Source organism: Paenibacillus sp. FSL H8-0175, from assembly GCF_045040615.1.
Taxonomy (GTDB): Bacteria; Bacillota; Bacilli; order Paenibacillales; family Paenibacillaceae; genus Paenibacillus_AQ; species Paenibacillus_AQ odorifer.
This window is the reverse complement of record NZ_CP150299.1, coordinates 356,717-371,911: the sequence shown is the minus strand read 5'-3', so window position 1 is coordinate 371,911 and position 15,195 is coordinate 356,717. Positions and strand designations below refer to the sequence as shown.

Sequence of the window (15,195 nt, the reverse complement as noted above, 5' to 3'; positions counted from 1 at the left end):
TAAATTGACAAGATTAAATGGTCATGTTACAGTGGGATTAGGAAATAATTTGCAACATTTCTAATTTCAGAAAAAACAAATACCTTTCCCTATTCAGAAAATAAAGTCTTCTTTATTTTCTTTTTTTGTATCCAGACCAATCGCAAGACCATTAGGGAGGCTCTTTGAATGAAAAATACAGTCCGTAATCACAACATCGTGTTCCTGGGAACCAGTCTGCCGCGAGAGTGCGGTATCGCCACGTTCACACAGGATCTGCTAGATGAACTTATCCACCTTCCCGGCTTCAACCCGCCCCGGATTATTGCCATAAACAACAATGAAACCTACGCTTACGATCAGCAGGTAATACGGCAGATCGACCAGCATAATTACGCAGATTATATAGATACGGCCGATTTCCTCAACAATTCTGATGCCGATTTGTTGGTCATCCAACATGAATTTGGCATCTACGGCGGAGAAAGCGGTGAATACCTGCTGCCCTTTGTCGAACGTTTGAACATTCCGTATGTTGTTGTTTTTCACACAGTGTTGACCAAGCCCTCCCCTAAGCAGCATCAGATCATCCGATGTCTGGCCGAGCGTAGCGTGCAGGTCGTGACGATGGCGGAATCAACCCTTACTGATTTATCTACTATTTATGAGATCCCAGTTTCCAAAATCACATTCATCCATCACGGTGTCCCTCAAGTGAGCACAGCTTCACGCTCCAGCCTCAAAGCACAATACGGTTATCCAGACCGCAAAATCCTCTCCACCTTCGGCTTCCTCAGTCCCGGCAAAGGGATTGAATACAGCATCGAAGCCATGCGCGGCGTGGTCAAGCGACATCCCGAAGCACTTTACATTGTCTGGGGCAAGACCCATCCGGTCGTCAAGCTGGAATCCGGCGAAGTTTACCGCCAGAAACTGACGGACCTCGTAGAAATGTTTGACCTGCAGAACAATGTCCAATTCGTCGATAAGTTGTTGACCCAAGAAGAAGTAATAGAGTCCTTGGTCATGTCAGATATCTATGTGACTCCTTATCTGGGTAAGGATCAGGCCGTCAGCGGCACCCTGGCCTACGGAGTCGGTTATGGCCGGGTCATCGTGTCGACCCCTTACCGCTACGCCCAGGAAATGTTGGCAGAAGGCCGCGGTCTACTGGCTGATTTTCATGATTCTGCTTCCTTGGAAGCCTGCATTTTGCGCTTGCTGAATAGCCCCGCCCTGGTGCAAACGATGGAAGACCGTACGTTGAAGCTCGGGCTCACTATGCGCTGGAACGAAATCGCCAAAATCTATGCCGCCTTGTTCCACAGCCATATCCAGAGCTCGGCGTCAGCTGATCGGAGCGTGATTTAATGGAAACCTCCACCACAGTACAGGCTAAACCAGGCTATCTCCGCAGAATCACGGACGATACAGGAATCTTTCAGCATACCAAGTTTGGGGTTCCGGACCGTTCCAAGGGCTACACTACCGATGATAACGCCCGCGCCCTGATTGCTGCGGTCTTAATGTACGAGAATTCCCGGGATGCCGTGGCACTCGATCTCATTCATACGTATATCTCTTTTATCTATCATTCCCAGACAGCGGACGGCAATTTTCGCAATTTCATGGATTATAACCGCTCCTTTATAGAGGATAAAGGTTCTGAAGATTGCCAGGGACGTACCTTGTGGGCACTCGGGTTCGCCCTGTCGCATGCTGCTTCCCTGCCCGATAACCTGATGAATACCTGCCGGTATTTGATCAATCAGGCACTGCCGCATCTGGAAGCCTTGGGCTCACCTCGGGCTGGAGCCTATGCCATCATCGGCCTAAGTTATCTTACCGAAGCACCGGGCTCATTAGGTTATGCTTTTCCATACCCGCATACTGAAAAAACGACCGAAGAAGCCGCCTTTCTGCCAAGGGCAACCATTGAGAGTCTGATCGAAAATATTGCGGTTCGGCTGCATAATCAATATACCCGCTATAAGGGGCACGGCTGGAATTGGTTCGAGAACAGCATCACTTATGGCAATTCCATGCTGCCCTGGGCTCTGCTTCGGGCCTTCCTGATCTCCGGGAATAAAGACCTGCGGGAGACCGCCAAGGAAAGCCTGGATTTCCTAGCTTCCACCACCTTCTCCAGCAAAGGTTACTATAAACCGATCGGCAGCCATGGCTGGCTGCTGCGTGATGGGCTGGCTGCACCCTATGATGAACAGCCCATTGAAGCCTGCGAGATGCTGCTGGCCTGCCGGGAAGCAGCTGTTGTTCTTGAGGACCCCGCCTATCTTACGCAAGCAGAATTATGCTACAACTGGTATCTAGGGCATAATTCCTTGGGAATCCCTCTGATCGATCCGCAGACTGGTGCTTGTTATGACGGCATCCATGCCGCGGGGCTCAACCTGAACCAAGGCTCGGAGAGCATTATATCCTTCACAATTGCCCGGTTGGTGATGCATCATGAATAAATATGCTACGATCCTAGCCGGCGGGGGCGGAACACGGTTTTGGCCCCTGTCCAGACAAGAAATCCCAAAGCAGCTGCTGAATATTAGTGGCAACGACATTATGCTAAACGATACGATTGAACGCTTCAAAGGGATTATTCCTCAGGAGAATACAGTTATCGTTACTAATCGTACCCAAGCAGTATTGTTGGAGAGTATTATGCACAGCAGCGTTCTCAAAGCTAATATTCTAATTGAACCTGTGGCGCGAAATACAGCCGCTAGCATTCTTTTTGCAGCATTATCTATAGAGAAATCTCATGGCAATTCTTTGATGGTCGTCCTGCCTTCCGATCACTATATAACGGATGAGGAACAATTCCGTCTTACACTAGACGAAGCCTGTACTGTTGCCATGGAGTCAGACAAAATAGTAACCATCGGAATCAAGCCTACTTTCCCATCTACTGGCTACGGCTATATTGCCTTTGATAAGACGCCGATTGCGACAAGCCCAGTGGCTGTATATGATGTAGATGAATTTGTAGAGAAACCAAACTTTCAGAATGCACAGAGTTATCTGGCATCCGGTAATTATCTATGGAATAGTGGGATTTTTATTTGGCAGACCTCTGTCATTATTGATAATTTCAAACGTTATCTACCTCGACTCTACAAAACCATGCTGCCCATCAGTGATTATTTGGGTACAGATCAGGAAGAGGAAGTTATTAACGCCATCTATCCAACGCTTCAGAATATTTCGATTGATTACGGCATTTTAGAACGCTCTGATGAAGTTGTCGTGCTTTCCGGGCAGTTTGGCTGGAATGATATCGGCAGCTGGGATGCACTGGGTTCAATCTTCCCTCCGGATGATGCAGGCAACATTATAAAAGCAAATCATGTGGGGATAGATACCCATAATTCAATCATCTATGGAAATGGCAGACTGATCACGACCATTGGTGTAGACGGGTTCATCATTGCGGATACTGGGGATGCACTATTAATCTGTCCCAAGGATAAAGCGCAGTCAGTCAAAGATATCGTGGAGCTTCTAAAGGAACAGGGAATGACAGAATATATCTAACAAAAAGGAATGCAAAAAGACGGGCCATTGCAATACATGCATGGTCCGTTTTTTATCTCATTATATAAGTTGAACAGTTTATAAATTTTTTTAAGCGCCAAACCTAGGTCCAAGCCCACAAGAACCCGTCTCGATCCCAAGCAATTCTCCCGCCATGGAGTTTCCGGAAAGCTTTCTTCACTTCTTTGGAGAGTGAGGCATTGCCGTTCTCATTCACAAATACAAATTGTTCTCCAAAATTCTCTTTCACATATTCAATCGCCGCCGTCTGATGCAAGGTACCCGTAAAACGAATCTCCTTCACCATCCATTCTGCTACTTCTTGTGCGGTTATTTCCATATGGATGCGCCTCCTCTCTGTGCTTACTGCTAAAATGTGCCCTCATTATAACATGAATACAGCCCAACCGGACAAACGTCCGAATTGGGCTGTATTGAAGTCATTTTACATCATTGTGGATAGATATGGTTCGACGGATAACGGGACTTCTGTCCTCCACTCACCATCAACAGAATCCCAGTAATTAAGTGCAAGAACCAGCCCACAAAAGGAATCCATGCCAATAAAGAAGTTATAATTCCTAGCACTGAACCGTAGATAGACTCACGGTCTCTTGAAGATAAAATCAATGTAATCACATGTAGGATAAACATCAACCCCAGAACGGAATACCCCGTGCCAATAACAATAGCAGCACCCAGAATTGGAATTGCCAAAATAATTTCACAGGAACCCGTAATCCATTTCATAGCTTTAGAAGCGCTCAATAGACAACCTCCTAATTGGGTAAAATATATGATTTTTCTCGTGCTAATTATTTTATTTCATACCAACGGCAAAGGTTCTTCCACTTTGTCATGAGATTGCTTCTGCACAAGTGGAGGCAAGCCCTCCTTACTCATTGCTGCTGAAGGGGCCAGCCCCAAACAGTGGCACATTAAAGGAGCCATTCGCAGCTGTGGCAGCATTTCTTCCTCTTTTTCTGAAGATAATACATCTACCCCAAACGTATATAATGGCACATTTCGCTCGGAAGGGGTTATCCCGCCGTGGTACCCATTTGCGTTCATTCCGTGATCTGCCGTAATCATAATCTTATAGCCCTGTTCCATCCAAATAGGCAAAACAGTGGCCAGCAGACCGTCGGCATTACGCACTGAAAGCTCATATTCTTTACTCTCGCCGCCATAACGATGCCCGGCGTCATCTATATTCATGGAGTGAATGTATAGGAAATGCGGATCATAGGCACTCCGTAAATACACAGCGTCGGCAAACACATGACTGTCGGGATAGTGATCCTCGAAATAAAAGCTGCCATGCTGAATGGGCTTCATCACATTGTGCTGATGGCGATCAGCCAGCGGATCAAAAGGGGCCGAATTATAAAGCTCACTGACCCAATGATAGGCGACAGCAGCTGTGCGCAAATTAGCGGCCACTGCCAGATGGAATACACTCTCTTCATGGCTTGGTCTCACAATATGGTTAGCCGTAATTCCATTTTTGGTCACAGGTGTCCCCGTCAAAAGCACTTCATAAAGCGGGCGTGACAGACTAGGCAATTCCGACTTCACTCGGTGACATGATATTTTCCCCTGCTCCACCAAATGCTCCATATACCCCATATATTCACGTGCGGCCTCATATCTAAGTCCGTCCAACACTACCACAATAAGTTTATTGTTCATTTCAGTCATCTTATTACGCTCCCTCTCGTTCCAGATGCAGCAGCTCAGAAGGGTTCAGAGCCAAGGTGACGTTAGCCCCTTCCACCAGCCTCAGCCAGCGTCCGTCATTTAAAAGATCAACCGTTAAGCAAATGTCTTCCACCTCTACCGTACACCTAATAATATTGCCCAACACGGAGACAGATTTAATGATGCCATCCACCAGTTGCACTCCGGCAGCAACCTCGTGAAGTCCCGCGCCCTCATGCAGCAGCGTAACCGCCTCAGGCCGAATAGCAAAGCGGTCCTGCGTGCTATCTATCCCCCGAAACAACGTCATCACTTCTGATCGGGTCAATACATTGTAACTGCCCATAAACCGGGCAACGAACTCTGTTCGTGGTGCGGAGTACAACCCCTCAGGTGTGCCATCCTGCACAATCCGGCCACCGTTCATAATACAGATGCGGTCAGAAAGAATCAGCGCTTCCTCCTGATCATGTGTCACGAATAGTGTCGTCATGTTAAACCTTTTTTGGATATCACGAATTTCTGCACGTAAATTCTTGCGTATCTTAGCATCTAGTGCGCTTAAGGGTTCATCCAGCAGCAATACTTTGGGCTGCACCGCTAGAGAACGAGCCAGCGCTACCCGCTGCTGCTGTCCACCGGAGAGGGACTGCGGATATACATCCCGTTTATCCTCCAGATCGACCAATGCCAGCAATTCCGCGCAGCGATGATGGCGGGCTGATTTCGATAATCCCCGCATTTTCATTCCATACTCGATATTTTGGCTCACCGTCAGATTGGGGAACAAGGCATAAGACTGAAACACCATTCCTACCTCGCGCTTACGGGGCGGCAAACTTCCCAGATCTTTATTTTCCAAAAGAATTCTGCCGCCATCCAGCTCTGAAAGACCGGCTATGCAGCGTAGCAATGTGCTTTTTCCACAACCGGAGGGGCCTAGCAGTGTCACAAGTTCACCTTCACGGATCTCCAAATCAACATTGTCTAACACACAGGTATTCCCAAACATTTTGCGTACACCCTGCAGCTTTAGATAATCATTCATCCCTTAACGCCCCCTCCCATCTTTTTACCGAGCTTCATGAGTACCATCGAAAGAATTAGAATAAACAGAAAATAAGAGATCGCAATCGCGCTGGCTAAATGTCCACTTTCACCAACCCTTTGATATAGATATACCTGAATCGTCTGAATATGTCCGCCAACTAACATGTTCGTAAGGACAAATTCGCCGAATAGAACTGAAAATGATAACAGTGTAGAGACGATAACCCCAGGCCATATATTAGGCAAAATCACATTCACGAAGGCCGTTCTTCGGCGGGCACCAAGCAGCTCCGCAGCATGCAGCAGTTCAACGGCATTAACCGTTAACAGACTATTGCGAATACCCTGATACATATAGGGAAGGCTGACCACAAAATATGCCCCCACTAATAAATACGCTGTTCCAGCGATATCAAAAGGACCAGAGGAATAGGTACGAATAAGACCTACCGCAGCCACAACACCAGGCACCGCATAAGGCAAAACAACAATACCTTTCATAAAGCTCTCCCAACGCGGAAAATAGAGGGTGATGACAAAAACAGCTGGCAGCATCACGGCCAGACTCAGCACCACGCTGATCAGGCATAAATAAAGCGAGGTCCAAAGCGCCTCCAGAAAGCGAATATCCTCGAACATTTCCCCAAACCAATTCAGCGTCCAAGCTCGGGGCAGCAAGGTATTCTGCCAATCTTGTGCAAAAGCATAAATGCCCGTTGCCAAAAGAGGAAGCAGCAAATACACCATGAGCAGCAGCATGAAGGTGCGTGGAGCAAAGCCTGCTTTACGTATATTCATTGCCCTGCCTCCTCACGAGCTGTCCATAAACGCCGGGAAGCTTTGATTTTCACATCCGGTTTACTGAGTGCTTTCGTTCCGAACCTCTCCGCACGCCGCACCATTAAATGGTTCAGATAAACCGCCAAAATCGTAGTCAGACCAAGCAGAACAGCAAGCGTACTCCCCATTTGTGGCTGTGTAACCACATCTCCGGCAATCAGTGAACCGATACGTACCGCCAACAGATTGTAATTTCCGCCAACCAATGCGTAAGCCGTGGCATAAGCCCCCATTGCATTAGCAAAAAGAATTCCAAGTGTGCCGAAGATCGCCGGAGTTAGAATAGGCAGGCCAATCGTCTTCCAGAACTGCCAAGGCCCAGCCCCCAGTAAGGACGCTGCCTCTCTCCACTGCTCACGAATTCCGTAAAAGGACGGGTACAAAAGCAGGAAGGCTAACGGAACCTGAAAGTATACATACACCAGTATTAGACCTGACCAGCTATATAGATCAAAATCGGCAAAAACACTCCAGCCCCACTGTTTAAATAAGAGTGTAAACACCCCATTATTTCCGAGTAAAATGATATAAGCAAAAGCCAGCGGAACACCTGCGAAGTTAGAGGTCATATTCGACAGCATCAGAAGTCTATCGCGTACTCTCGGGGTAAACCGGGTAATGCAATAAGCACAAAAAAGTCCGACAATGATCCCTATCAGACTTGAGGTTATGGAGATTAGCAGACTGTTCTTAATCGCCTGCATGTAATAGGCACTTTGCAACGCATGCAGATAATTGCCTAACGTAAATCCCGTTCCGTCCGCTGTGCGAAAGCTTCCCGTCAGCATGGATAGTATAGGTACCAGTTGAAAGGCTAACACCATTAGTGCAAATGGAATAAGTGCCAGGATCACACCGCGGCTTCTTTGTTTCATCTTACTCGCTCCTTGTCGCGGGAATAGAACAAAGGCGCCTTACGGCATCATGACGAAGGCGCCCTGCTTCTTTTTTGGGGAGAAATGAATACTAATTCAAATGTACAAGCACACGTTCCTGCCACAATTGAGGAATGGTTTTTGCCGTCTCTTCCCATACCTTGTAATCACCAACAGGCTTAGCGTTGACATATTCTTCTTTTGGCAGCAGCTTAGCTGCAACATCATCCGGCAACGTTACACTGTCACGGATCGGACGAGCGTAACCTTTGGCAAGATTAATCTGTCCTTCATCGCTAAGAATGTATTGGCGGGTAAGCTTCGCCGCATTAGGATGCGGCGCATATTTGTTGATGATCGTTGCATACCCGCTCACGACACTGCCTTCCTTCGGAATGGCTACCGCGAAGCCATCTTTGTTGATCTGGTCTCTATAGTTCAAAGCGTTGAAATCCCACAGCAGGGTAACTTCTACTTCCCCTTTTTCGATGTTGGCAAGGGAAGCTTCTGCATTGGAGAGACGTCCTTTTTTAGCTAAATCCTCGAAAAAAGCAATCCCCGGTTCAATGTTCGACTCGTCGCCACCAAAGGCAATTGCTGCGGCCAATACAGCCATCTGTGCTTGAGCAGCCTTGGTTACATCACCAACGATGATTTTGTAGTTACCGTTCTTCAGATCTTCCCAGCTCTTCGGTGGATTCGCCACGAGCTTAGTGTTAGTCAGAAAAGAAATGGTGCCTTGATAGCCGACGATCCAATTCCCGTCCTTATCCTTAGCCCAATCGGGGATTTCATCCCAGTAGGATGTTTTATAAGGCTGGGTTACCCCTTTATCCACGGCAACCGATCCAAACGCAATCCCCACATCTCCGATGTCGGCCGTTGGTTTGTCTTTTTCCGCATCAAACTTGGCAATTTCCTCCGCGCTCGACATATCGGTATCCGAATGTGTAAGACCATACTTACTGTTCATATCACTCCATGTATCTTTCCAGTTCGCCCAGGAATCCGGCATTCCTACACTGATGATACTGCCCTCTTCTTTAGCTTTACTCTCGATCTCAGTCAGACTTAATTCTTTGGTGCCAGCCTTTCCATTCGTTGTTTCTTCAGCCTTGGCCGAATTTCCACAAGCAGCAAGCAACAGGACGAGCAAGGATAACATTAGACCCATCGATAATTGATTGTTGATCCCTTTTTTCATGATTTCCCCTTCACTCCTATTTCTTATTTGCGGGCTCTTTATGCTCCAACTGTTAGGCACCCAATTGCAGTATAGGCGTGTACTATTTTCGCGGCATTAAGGAGAATAGGAATATTTGTAAATAAAAAGAAACGACCTGTCGTCTTTTTTAGATGACCGCCGTTTCCCTTAGAAATGTTTTTATGAAAATAATTACATTAATTACACTAAAATAGAACTTTACTGATGTATAGTAGTATTTATTCATAATAAGAAATGACCCTCAGAGGAGCTTGAAAAATGCTGTTTACAAAAATTCAGATGGTAACAGGTTTATTTCTATGTACTTTGCTTATCTCAGCTTGCAACAATGCAGCTACTCCTCCTAAAAATAACACGCCAGATACAAGTAATAAAATCATTCAAATAAACAGTGATCTTTACACCCTCCCATTACGTGATCAGAATACAGAACAATACAACTACGCTGTCAAAACCTCTGCCGGTATCGTATGGTTGCCAGCCCCAAAAATGAACATTGCCCCTGGAACAGAAGCAAATCCATTTTATTTTCCAACAGAGCCATTCACTTTCTATTTAAGTTCTCCTAATGAAAAATCACTAGCTGTAGAAAAGTCCAAGAAGCTATTGACGTTACCTTTAAATGATGGCGATGCTGTTCTGGTGGTTAGCGGCGTTTTTGGATTAGATGATTATATCCTCTATCATACCTTTTCCATTTTCACTGATGGAGCTCAGCCGATACGAGAACAAGCTTGGGTGATGAAGGTAGACGATCCAACATCTAATAAAGAAATTGCTCAATTCCATTCATCTGGAGGTAAATTTTATAGTTATGCAGTTGATGAAAAAGAAAAACTTTATCTATCGGTTTCCATACTTCCTGGAAATGCAGATGGTAGCTATAGTTACGAAGTTTATATTTATAATCTTCTGACTGGCAACAAAGAAAAAATAAATGATTATTCTCTTAATCCCTCATCACTGGATTCCATCCAATTTAATTACAATGACAAAAAATATTCGTATAAACTTCAGTCCAAGTAAAAAACTGCCCGACATTTCCAGGCAGTTTTACATGTATGAATATAACTACCGTCTACGCGCTGCCACACTGACAACACCGTATCTGTAAAGCACCTTCTTACCGAACCAGCCAAAAAGACGATCCGTAAAGAAGCCCATAAAGCCAAGGCAGAACAACCCGACAAAGATCCAATCCGTACGGAAAAACAACCGGGAATTCCAGATCAGATAACCTACACCTTCGTTCGAAGCAATCATTTCCGCGCCGATAATCGCCATATATGAGGTGCCCATCGCTAACCGGATACCCGTAAAAATATAAGGGATCGTCGCCGGAACAACCACATGAATCAGAATTTGCCACTCACTGGCGCCCATACTGCGGGCTGAGCGGATTTTGTCCTCTTCCACGGACATCACACCGGTTAAAGTATTCAGCACCACGATAAAAAAGGTGGCGTACATAATTAACGCAATCTTCGACTGCTCCCCAATACCAAACCATACTAAGAACAATGTAATGAATGCAATCGGCGGGATAAAACGGATAAAGTTCAGGAAAGGCTCCGCAAAAATACGGATCAAGTTCACCTTCCCAATGATTAGCCCTACGGGAATCGCCAGTAAACTACCGAGTACCCAACCAATGAGCACCCGGTAAAAGCTAATCCCGATATATTGCAGCAAGGTTCCGTCTTCCAGCAGCTCCCGTCCGCCCTTAAGTGTACTCCATGGTCCGGGGATCACATCGGGGCCATAGATTACAGCTCCAAGCTGCCAGACGCAGAACGTGGTAATCCATAGAAGGGTTACGGAAACCCACTTCTTCTCCACCCATTTTCTCATCTGTCTCACCCTATCCTATTCTTCGAAATGACCTTGAATTTGATTGTATAACGAGTAGAATTCCGGTGAGGTTACGTCCCGCGGATACGGCAGTGTATTATCATAAATATCCGTAATATTAGAAGACGGTCCTACGGACATAATGCCAATTCGTTCCCCCAGCAATAACGCCTCCTGAATATCATGAGTTACAAAAATCACCGTCTTATGTGTCTGGCGCCAAATATTGACCAATTCCTTCTGCATCGTTCGGCGCGTCATCGCATCCAGTGCACCAAATGGCTCATCCATCAGCAGAATCGCTGGATCATTCGCCAGCACCCGAGCCAGCTGAACACGCTGCTTCATACCCCCAGACAGCTCCTTCGGGAACTTCTCCTCATGCCCGTTCAGCCCAACAAGCCCGATGAACCTATCCGATATTGTATGCCGTTCCACCTTTGCGATTTTCTTCATCCGCAATCCGAACTCCACATTCTGACGAACGGTTAACCAAGGGAATAATGAGGAATCAGCCTGCTGGAACACAACCGCCCGATCTCTGCCGGGCTTATTCACCTCTACATTATCCACCCGTAGATGCCCACCGGATTTGGAGACAAAGCCGGCGATCATATTCAGCAGTGTTGATTTCCCGCAACCACTCGGCCCGAGCAGAACGAAGAATTCGCCACCTTTAATTACGAGATCTACATCTTTTATAATGTAGTGAACGTCCCCAGCAGTCGGTTCACTGTAGCTTTTACGGAGCTGCTCAATATGAATGGTATGCTGCTTAGCAGATAATGACATGCTGAACTCCCCCTATTTCTTGTACGTAACCTCTTCTGGCAATGCCTTCGCCAGCGGCTCGAGATTCAGTTTGCTATCCAGATCAAAATCCTTCTCAATGATTCCGTTGTCGACCATATATTTCTTTTGCTTGGTCAAACTGTCATACGCTGCTTGAGTAAATCCTAGTGCCCACGGATTATTCGGCAGATCTTTTATCGTTGATTCCTTAGGCTGCTTCACTTCCTTATACATCAGATCAGCAACCTCATCTGGGTGAGCCTGAGCATAGGCTCCGGCTTCATTCACCGCTGCTAGGAAATTCGCTATACCTTGCGGATTCTTAGTCGCAAAATCATTTCCCGTTACAATCCCCATCCCCAATCGAACCGTGGTTTTAGACATATCTGTCAGTTCATGAACACCTTTAAGCGCGTAGAGCTTATCATTCAGAACCGAACCATAAAACCATGCTCCATCCACAGCACCTTGCTTCAAAGCGATATAAGCTTCATCAAAGGCACCCTGTCCTATCAACTCCACATCACTGAGAGCAGCATTATGCTCTTTCAAATATTCATCCCAAAGGTACGGAATGAAAGTACCGCGTATGAAACTCAGCTTCTTCCCCTTCAAGTCTTCAGCCTTCTGAATATCGTCCTGTACGAACAATTTCCATTCAGTGGACGCTTCATCAGTCGCTAATCCCGCCGAGGCGATAATAGCATAATCGCCCTTCGCCACTGCGTTCAGCAAGGGGAAGTCTGCCCCAAAAGCCACATCCACCTGTTTAATAAAAAGGGCATTTACACCTTCCGCAGGGGAACCAAAGTTGACCAGTTCAGCGTCAATCCCGTGTTTGGCAAAGATGCCTTTATCTAGTGCCACCCGAAAAGTGGGATTCGTATTGATGTCAGCAATTTTTATCTTTAATGTCTCTGCTTTGCTGTTCGCCGCTCCCTCTTTAGCGGCATTAGAGGCAGCCGCGTCGCCCTTGGAGCTGCAGCCCGATAAAAGGATAACCACTGATAAAGATAAGAGCAGAAAGCTTGAGCTGATCCATGATTTTTTCAACCGACACATCTCCTCAAATTTGTTAATTTACCTTGCGGCTGCTGCCTTCATCCGTCGTCGCCACACAAGCAGCTCCTTCAACAAAGGGCAGGGTTGTCGCCACACTTACCACAGAATCCGATCCTTTAGGTGCAGACCCCGGGACTCTGAACTGCGTTACGTCTATTGGCTCAATCGCTTGTTCAACTGGCGTTTCCAGCTGTGGTACCCATGCATAAGGCACACGGTAGGAACGATAGACCATGTTGGTATTTCTGGAGTCCGTAAATGGCGAAATATATTCCCATACCAGTTCATGTTCTGGCGTAACCTCAAAGAGTCTGCCGTTAGAACCTTCTGTAATTAAGGTGTTGCCATTCAAAAGCCGTTGAGCTGAGCTGATATATGGACTGTAGAATTTATAAGAATCGGTTGGGACAGAGAAACCTGCTTCTGCCGCTGTATATTGCCACTCAATCTCAAGGGTTACGGGATTAATCTCCAGAATTCGCGAGTGGTCGCGGAGTGCATTTTTTTGCCCAAAAGGAGAAGATGGATTTGGAAGACCATAACCGCCCCAGCCCCCGTTATCGAATACAAGTAAGTTGCCTTCTCCCGGCAAACCTTTCGGAATGATGTGCGCATGATGCTGGCCAATGATCCAGTCGATATGCTTCACTTCTGGCAGCGAGTAATCCGGACCGATTCTCCAAACGATGGCTCCGGTACGCTTATCCGTGATCGCAATAATATTTGCTTCACGCGCATCCCAGATCACGTTATCCGGATGGAAACGCTCATCCCCTGCATCGTAAAACTTATTGGGTCCTACATAAGAAGCCGAATTGATATGCAGCCAGTCTCCAACACCACCACCTAGATTTCCGAAAGAGCGTGAGTTAGGATCACGAAATAGTACATTTTTGGCCGCTTCATCAAAGCCTAGCTCATCAAAATGTTCATTTGGAGCCCACTCCCAGACGATATTCCCCTCCCAGTCCACCTCAAGGATCGTGTCATCAAGCAATTGTTTGTCGGAGATTTGAGGATTGTAGATGTTTTTATGAGCAAGAATTAGCGTTTTTCCACTGTCTACCTTGGGTTCAAGCCCCGGTGCAAAATATCCGACCGGATTGCCTTCGCGCTGATAGTCATGATGTTGGCGGGCATACCAGAGGGGTTCATAACCCGGATCTTCTATATGTTCATAGCTGTTATATTTCCACACGATGTTCCCATCCCAGTCCACCTGTACCAGATCTACATTATCCTGTATTCCGAATTTAGGATCTCTTCTTCCTGTGCTGCCCAGCACATAACCACCCGGGAAGATTTTAGCCGGAAATCCAAGCAGCCCCTTCCACAAATGCACCTCTTTACCGTTCATATCAATCAGTACAACACCTTCTTCACCAGCTTGAAATACGGTATAGCCACTCCAGGCTTTGTTAGGGTTATATACGGTTGCTCCAGTTGGATAAATGGTTGAATGTCCCATCGTTCATCTCTCCTACGTTCAATTTTTAGTAGCTAAGATAATTACTTTTTTTGGTGGTTGTTCGTGGCTTCTGTTCAAGGGTTGGAGAGGTCTCTGCATTCTCCTTGGCGAGCTTCAGCAGGATATCCGAGAATCCTTCCAAATTGCTAATGATCCGCTGATAAAAGTCATTTTGCTGCGCCAATTCCTCCTCCGTAAACCCCTCAAACAAAAGCGAAATACATCGTTCTCCGATGTTGCTGTTCTGCTCCGCCAGCTTGCGGCCTTTATCCGTAATATCCAGCATTACCGTTCTACGGTCGCCTTCTTTACGTCTGCGCACGGTATATCCACCCGCCTCAAGCTTATCGCTCAATGCGGTAATCGCACCTGAGGTGAAGTCTAGTTCATCCGCTAAGTCTCCTAGCCTTTGTTCACCATCACGAATGATTTTGTGCAGAATCAGCATGCCTGGTAAGGAGATGCCTGCTACGGCGACCTTATCCCGCTCTTTCACGAATCTGCGAACCGCCTTGCGAAATGCCCAATCTGTCTCCTCCAGCTGTCTCCAATATTGTTCGCTCATGGCTTACTTACCTCTGCTTTCTCCCAATCAGCCCATAAAAAAAGACTCCCAGCACCTACCCCTGACAAGGGAAAAGTACGGGAGCCTTTGGTGGTCCAATCAGCTCAGTTGAATTATTTCACTGTTCATTTAATTACTGTTTAAGTATTGGTGATATCATATACCCCTTTATTCCTACCTGTCAAGTAAGTATTTTATATATTCAAAAAAAGAGCACCCTCAAAGGTGCCCTCCAACT

At 46.5% G+C, this 15,195-nt stretch carries 16 protein-coding genes; 4 read left to right on the top strand and 12 right to left on the bottom strand.

What is annotated here, in order from left to right; genetic code table 11:
- Nucleotides 1-168: 168 nt before the first annotated feature.
- From MHH46_RS01670 to MHH46_RS01660, 3 genes are read left to right on the top strand one after another with little or no spacing between them, the layout of a single operon-like run.
- Nucleotides 169-1,350, top strand: a complete 1,182-nt coding sequence (locus MHH46_RS01670) for a glycosyltransferase family 4 protein (protein ID WP_076127051.1) — start codon at nt 169-171, stop codon at nt 1,348-1,350.
- Nucleotides 1,350-2,456: a glycosyltransferase gene (locus MHH46_RS01665; protein WP_076127049.1), complete on the top strand. Its 1,107-nt coding sequence runs from the start codon at nt 1,350-1,352 to the stop codon at nt 2,454-2,456. The genes MHH46_RS01670 and MHH46_RS01665 overlap by 1 nt, the downstream gene beginning before the upstream one ends.
- Complete coding sequence (locus MHH46_RS01660; protein WP_076127047.1) at nt 2,449-3,528, top strand: mannose-1-phosphate guanylyltransferase; 1,080 nt, start codon at nt 2,449-2,451, stop codon at nt 3,526-3,528. The genes MHH46_RS01665 and MHH46_RS01660 overlap by 8 nt, the downstream gene beginning before the upstream one ends.
- Nucleotides 3,529-3,631: 103 nt before the next feature.
- Here MHH46_RS01660 and MHH46_RS01655 read toward each other — a convergent pair whose 3' ends face one another.
- The 7 genes from MHH46_RS01655 to MHH46_RS01625 all read right to left on the bottom strand — a co-directional run bounded on the left by MHH46_RS01655 (nt 3,632) and on the right by MHH46_RS01625 (nt 9,198).
- Nucleotides 3,632-3,868, bottom strand: a complete 237-nt coding sequence (locus tag MHH46_RS01655; protein ID WP_036687339.1) for a DUF6953 family protein — start codon at nt 3,866-3,868, stop codon at nt 3,632-3,634.
- 110 nt (nt 3,869-3,978) lie between these two features.
- Nucleotides 3,979-4,296: a hypothetical protein gene (locus MHH46_RS01650; RefSeq protein WP_036687337.1), complete on the bottom strand. Its 318-nt coding sequence runs from the start codon at nt 4,294-4,296 to the stop codon at nt 3,979-3,981.
- Nucleotides 4,297-4,353: 57 nt separating this feature from the next.
- On the bottom strand, nt 4,354-5,229 hold the full coding sequence (locus MHH46_RS01645) for an alkaline phosphatase family protein (protein ID WP_081387133.1): 876 nt from the start codon (nt 5,227-5,229) through the stop codon (nt 4,354-4,356).
- Nucleotides 5,230-5,233: 4 nt separating this feature from the next.
- Nucleotides 5,234-6,277, bottom strand: a complete 1,044-nt coding sequence (locus tag MHH46_RS01640; protein ID WP_076127045.1) for an ABC transporter ATP-binding protein — start codon at nt 6,275-6,277, stop codon at nt 5,234-5,236.
- On the bottom strand, nt 6,274-7,077 hold the full coding sequence (locus tag MHH46_RS01635) for an ABC transporter permease (protein WP_076127043.1): 804 nt from the start codon (nt 7,075-7,077) through the stop codon (nt 6,274-6,276). The genes MHH46_RS01640 and MHH46_RS01635 overlap by 4 nt, the downstream gene beginning before the upstream one ends.
- A complete protein-coding gene (locus tag MHH46_RS01630; protein ID WP_076127041.1) occupies nt 7,074-7,994 on the bottom strand; it encodes an ABC transporter permease subunit in 921 nt (306 codons plus the stop codon). The genes MHH46_RS01635 and MHH46_RS01630 overlap by 4 nt, the downstream gene beginning before the upstream one ends.
- A gap of 91 nt (nt 7,995-8,085) precedes the next feature.
- Nucleotides 8,086-9,198 (bottom strand): ABC transporter substrate-binding protein, encoded by a 1,113-nt coding sequence (locus MHH46_RS01625; RefSeq protein WP_076127039.1) that lies wholly within the window; start codon nt 9,196-9,198, stop codon nt 8,086-8,088.
- A gap of 279 nt (nt 9,199-9,477) precedes the next feature.
- Here MHH46_RS01625 and MHH46_RS01620 point away from each other — a divergent pair, with 279 nt between their 5' ends.
- The gene (locus MHH46_RS01620) at nt 9,478-10,245 is read left to right on the top strand and encodes a hypothetical protein (protein WP_076127037.1); all 768 of its coding nucleotides are present in this window, start codon (nt 9,478-9,480) and stop codon (nt 10,243-10,245) included.
- 45 nt (nt 10,246-10,290) lie between these two features.
- Here the strand turns inward: MHH46_RS01620 and MHH46_RS01615 are convergent, their stop codons facing one another.
- From MHH46_RS01615 to MHH46_RS01595, 5 genes are read right to left on the bottom strand one after another with little or no spacing between them, the layout of a single operon-like run.
- The gene (locus MHH46_RS01615) at nt 10,291-11,070 is read right to left on the bottom strand and encodes an ABC transporter permease (RefSeq protein ID WP_076127036.1); all 780 of its coding nucleotides are present in this window, start codon (nt 11,068-11,070) and stop codon (nt 10,291-10,293) included.
- Nucleotides 11,071-11,085: 15 nt separating this feature from the next.
- Nucleotides 11,086-11,862 carry an ABC transporter ATP-binding protein gene (locus MHH46_RS01610; protein ID WP_076186160.1) on the bottom strand — a complete coding sequence of 259 codons (777 nt, stop codon included), beginning with the start codon at nt 11,860-11,862 and terminating at the stop codon, nt 11,086-11,088.
- A gap of 12 nt (nt 11,863-11,874) precedes the next feature.
- Nucleotides 11,875-12,915 (bottom strand): ABC transporter substrate-binding protein, encoded by a 1,041-nt coding sequence (locus MHH46_RS01605; protein WP_076192516.1) that lies wholly within the window; start codon nt 12,913-12,915, stop codon nt 11,875-11,877.
- Nucleotides 12,916-12,937: 22 nt separating this feature from the next.
- Complete coding sequence (locus MHH46_RS01600; protein WP_076192518.1) at nt 12,938-14,392, bottom strand: aryl-sulfate sulfotransferase; 1,455 nt, start codon at nt 14,390-14,392, stop codon at nt 12,938-12,940.
- A 25-nt stretch (nt 14,393-14,417) separates the two neighbouring features.
- A complete protein-coding gene (locus MHH46_RS01595) occupies nt 14,418-14,957 on the bottom strand; it encodes a MarR family winged helix-turn-helix transcriptional regulator (protein WP_036687318.1) in 540 nt (179 codons plus the stop codon).
- Nucleotides 14,958-15,195: the final 238 nt, after the last annotated feature.

Coding starts and splice junctions, on each gene's coding strand:
- MHH46_RS01670 (WP_076127051.1), top strand. CDS start 169: ATGAAAAATACAGTCCGTAATCACAACATCGTGTTCCTGGGAACCAGT.
- MHH46_RS01665 (WP_076127049.1), top strand. CDS start 1,350: ATGGAAACCTCCACCACAGTACAGGCTAAACCAGGCTATCTCCGCAGA.
- MHH46_RS01660 (WP_076127047.1), top strand. CDS start 2,449: ATGAATAAATATGCTACGATCCTAGCCGGCGGGGGCGGAACACGGTTT.
- MHH46_RS01655 (WP_036687339.1), bottom strand. CDS start 3,868: ATGGAAATAACCGCACAAGAAGTAGCAGAATGGATGGTGAAGGAGATT.
- MHH46_RS01645 (WP_081387133.1), bottom strand. CDS start 5,229: ATGACTGAAATGAACAATAAACTTATTGTGGTAGTGTTGGACGGACTT.
- MHH46_RS01640 (WP_076127045.1), bottom strand. CDS start 6,277: ATGAATGATTATCTAAAGCTGCAGGGTGTACGCAAAATGTTTGGGAAT.
- MHH46_RS01635 (WP_076127043.1), bottom strand. CDS start 7,077: ATGAATATACGTAAAGCAGGCTTTGCTCCACGCACCTTCATGCTGCTG.
- MHH46_RS01630 (WP_076127041.1), bottom strand. CDS start 7,994: ATGAAACAAAGAAGCCGCGGTGTGATCCTGGCACTTATTCCATTTGCA.
- MHH46_RS01625 (WP_076127039.1), bottom strand. CDS start 9,198: ATGAAAAAAGGGATCAACAATCAATTATCGATGGGTCTAATGTTATCC.
- MHH46_RS01620 (WP_076127037.1), top strand. CDS start 9,478: ATGCTGTTTACAAAAATTCAGATGGTAACAGGTTTATTTCTATGTACT.
- MHH46_RS01615 (WP_076127036.1), bottom strand. CDS start 11,070: ATGAGAAAATGGGTGGAGAAGAAGTGGGTTTCCGTAACCCTTCTATGG.
- MHH46_RS01610 (WP_076186160.1), bottom strand. CDS start 11,862: ATGTCATTATCTGCTAAGCAGCATACCATTCATATTGAGCAGCTCCGT.
- MHH46_RS01600 (WP_076192518.1), bottom strand. CDS start 14,392: ATGGGACATTCAACCATTTATCCAACTGGAGCAACCGTATATAACCCT.
- MHH46_RS01595 (WP_036687318.1), bottom strand. CDS start 14,957: ATGAGCGAACAATATTGGAGACAGCTGGAGGAGACAGATTGGGCATTT.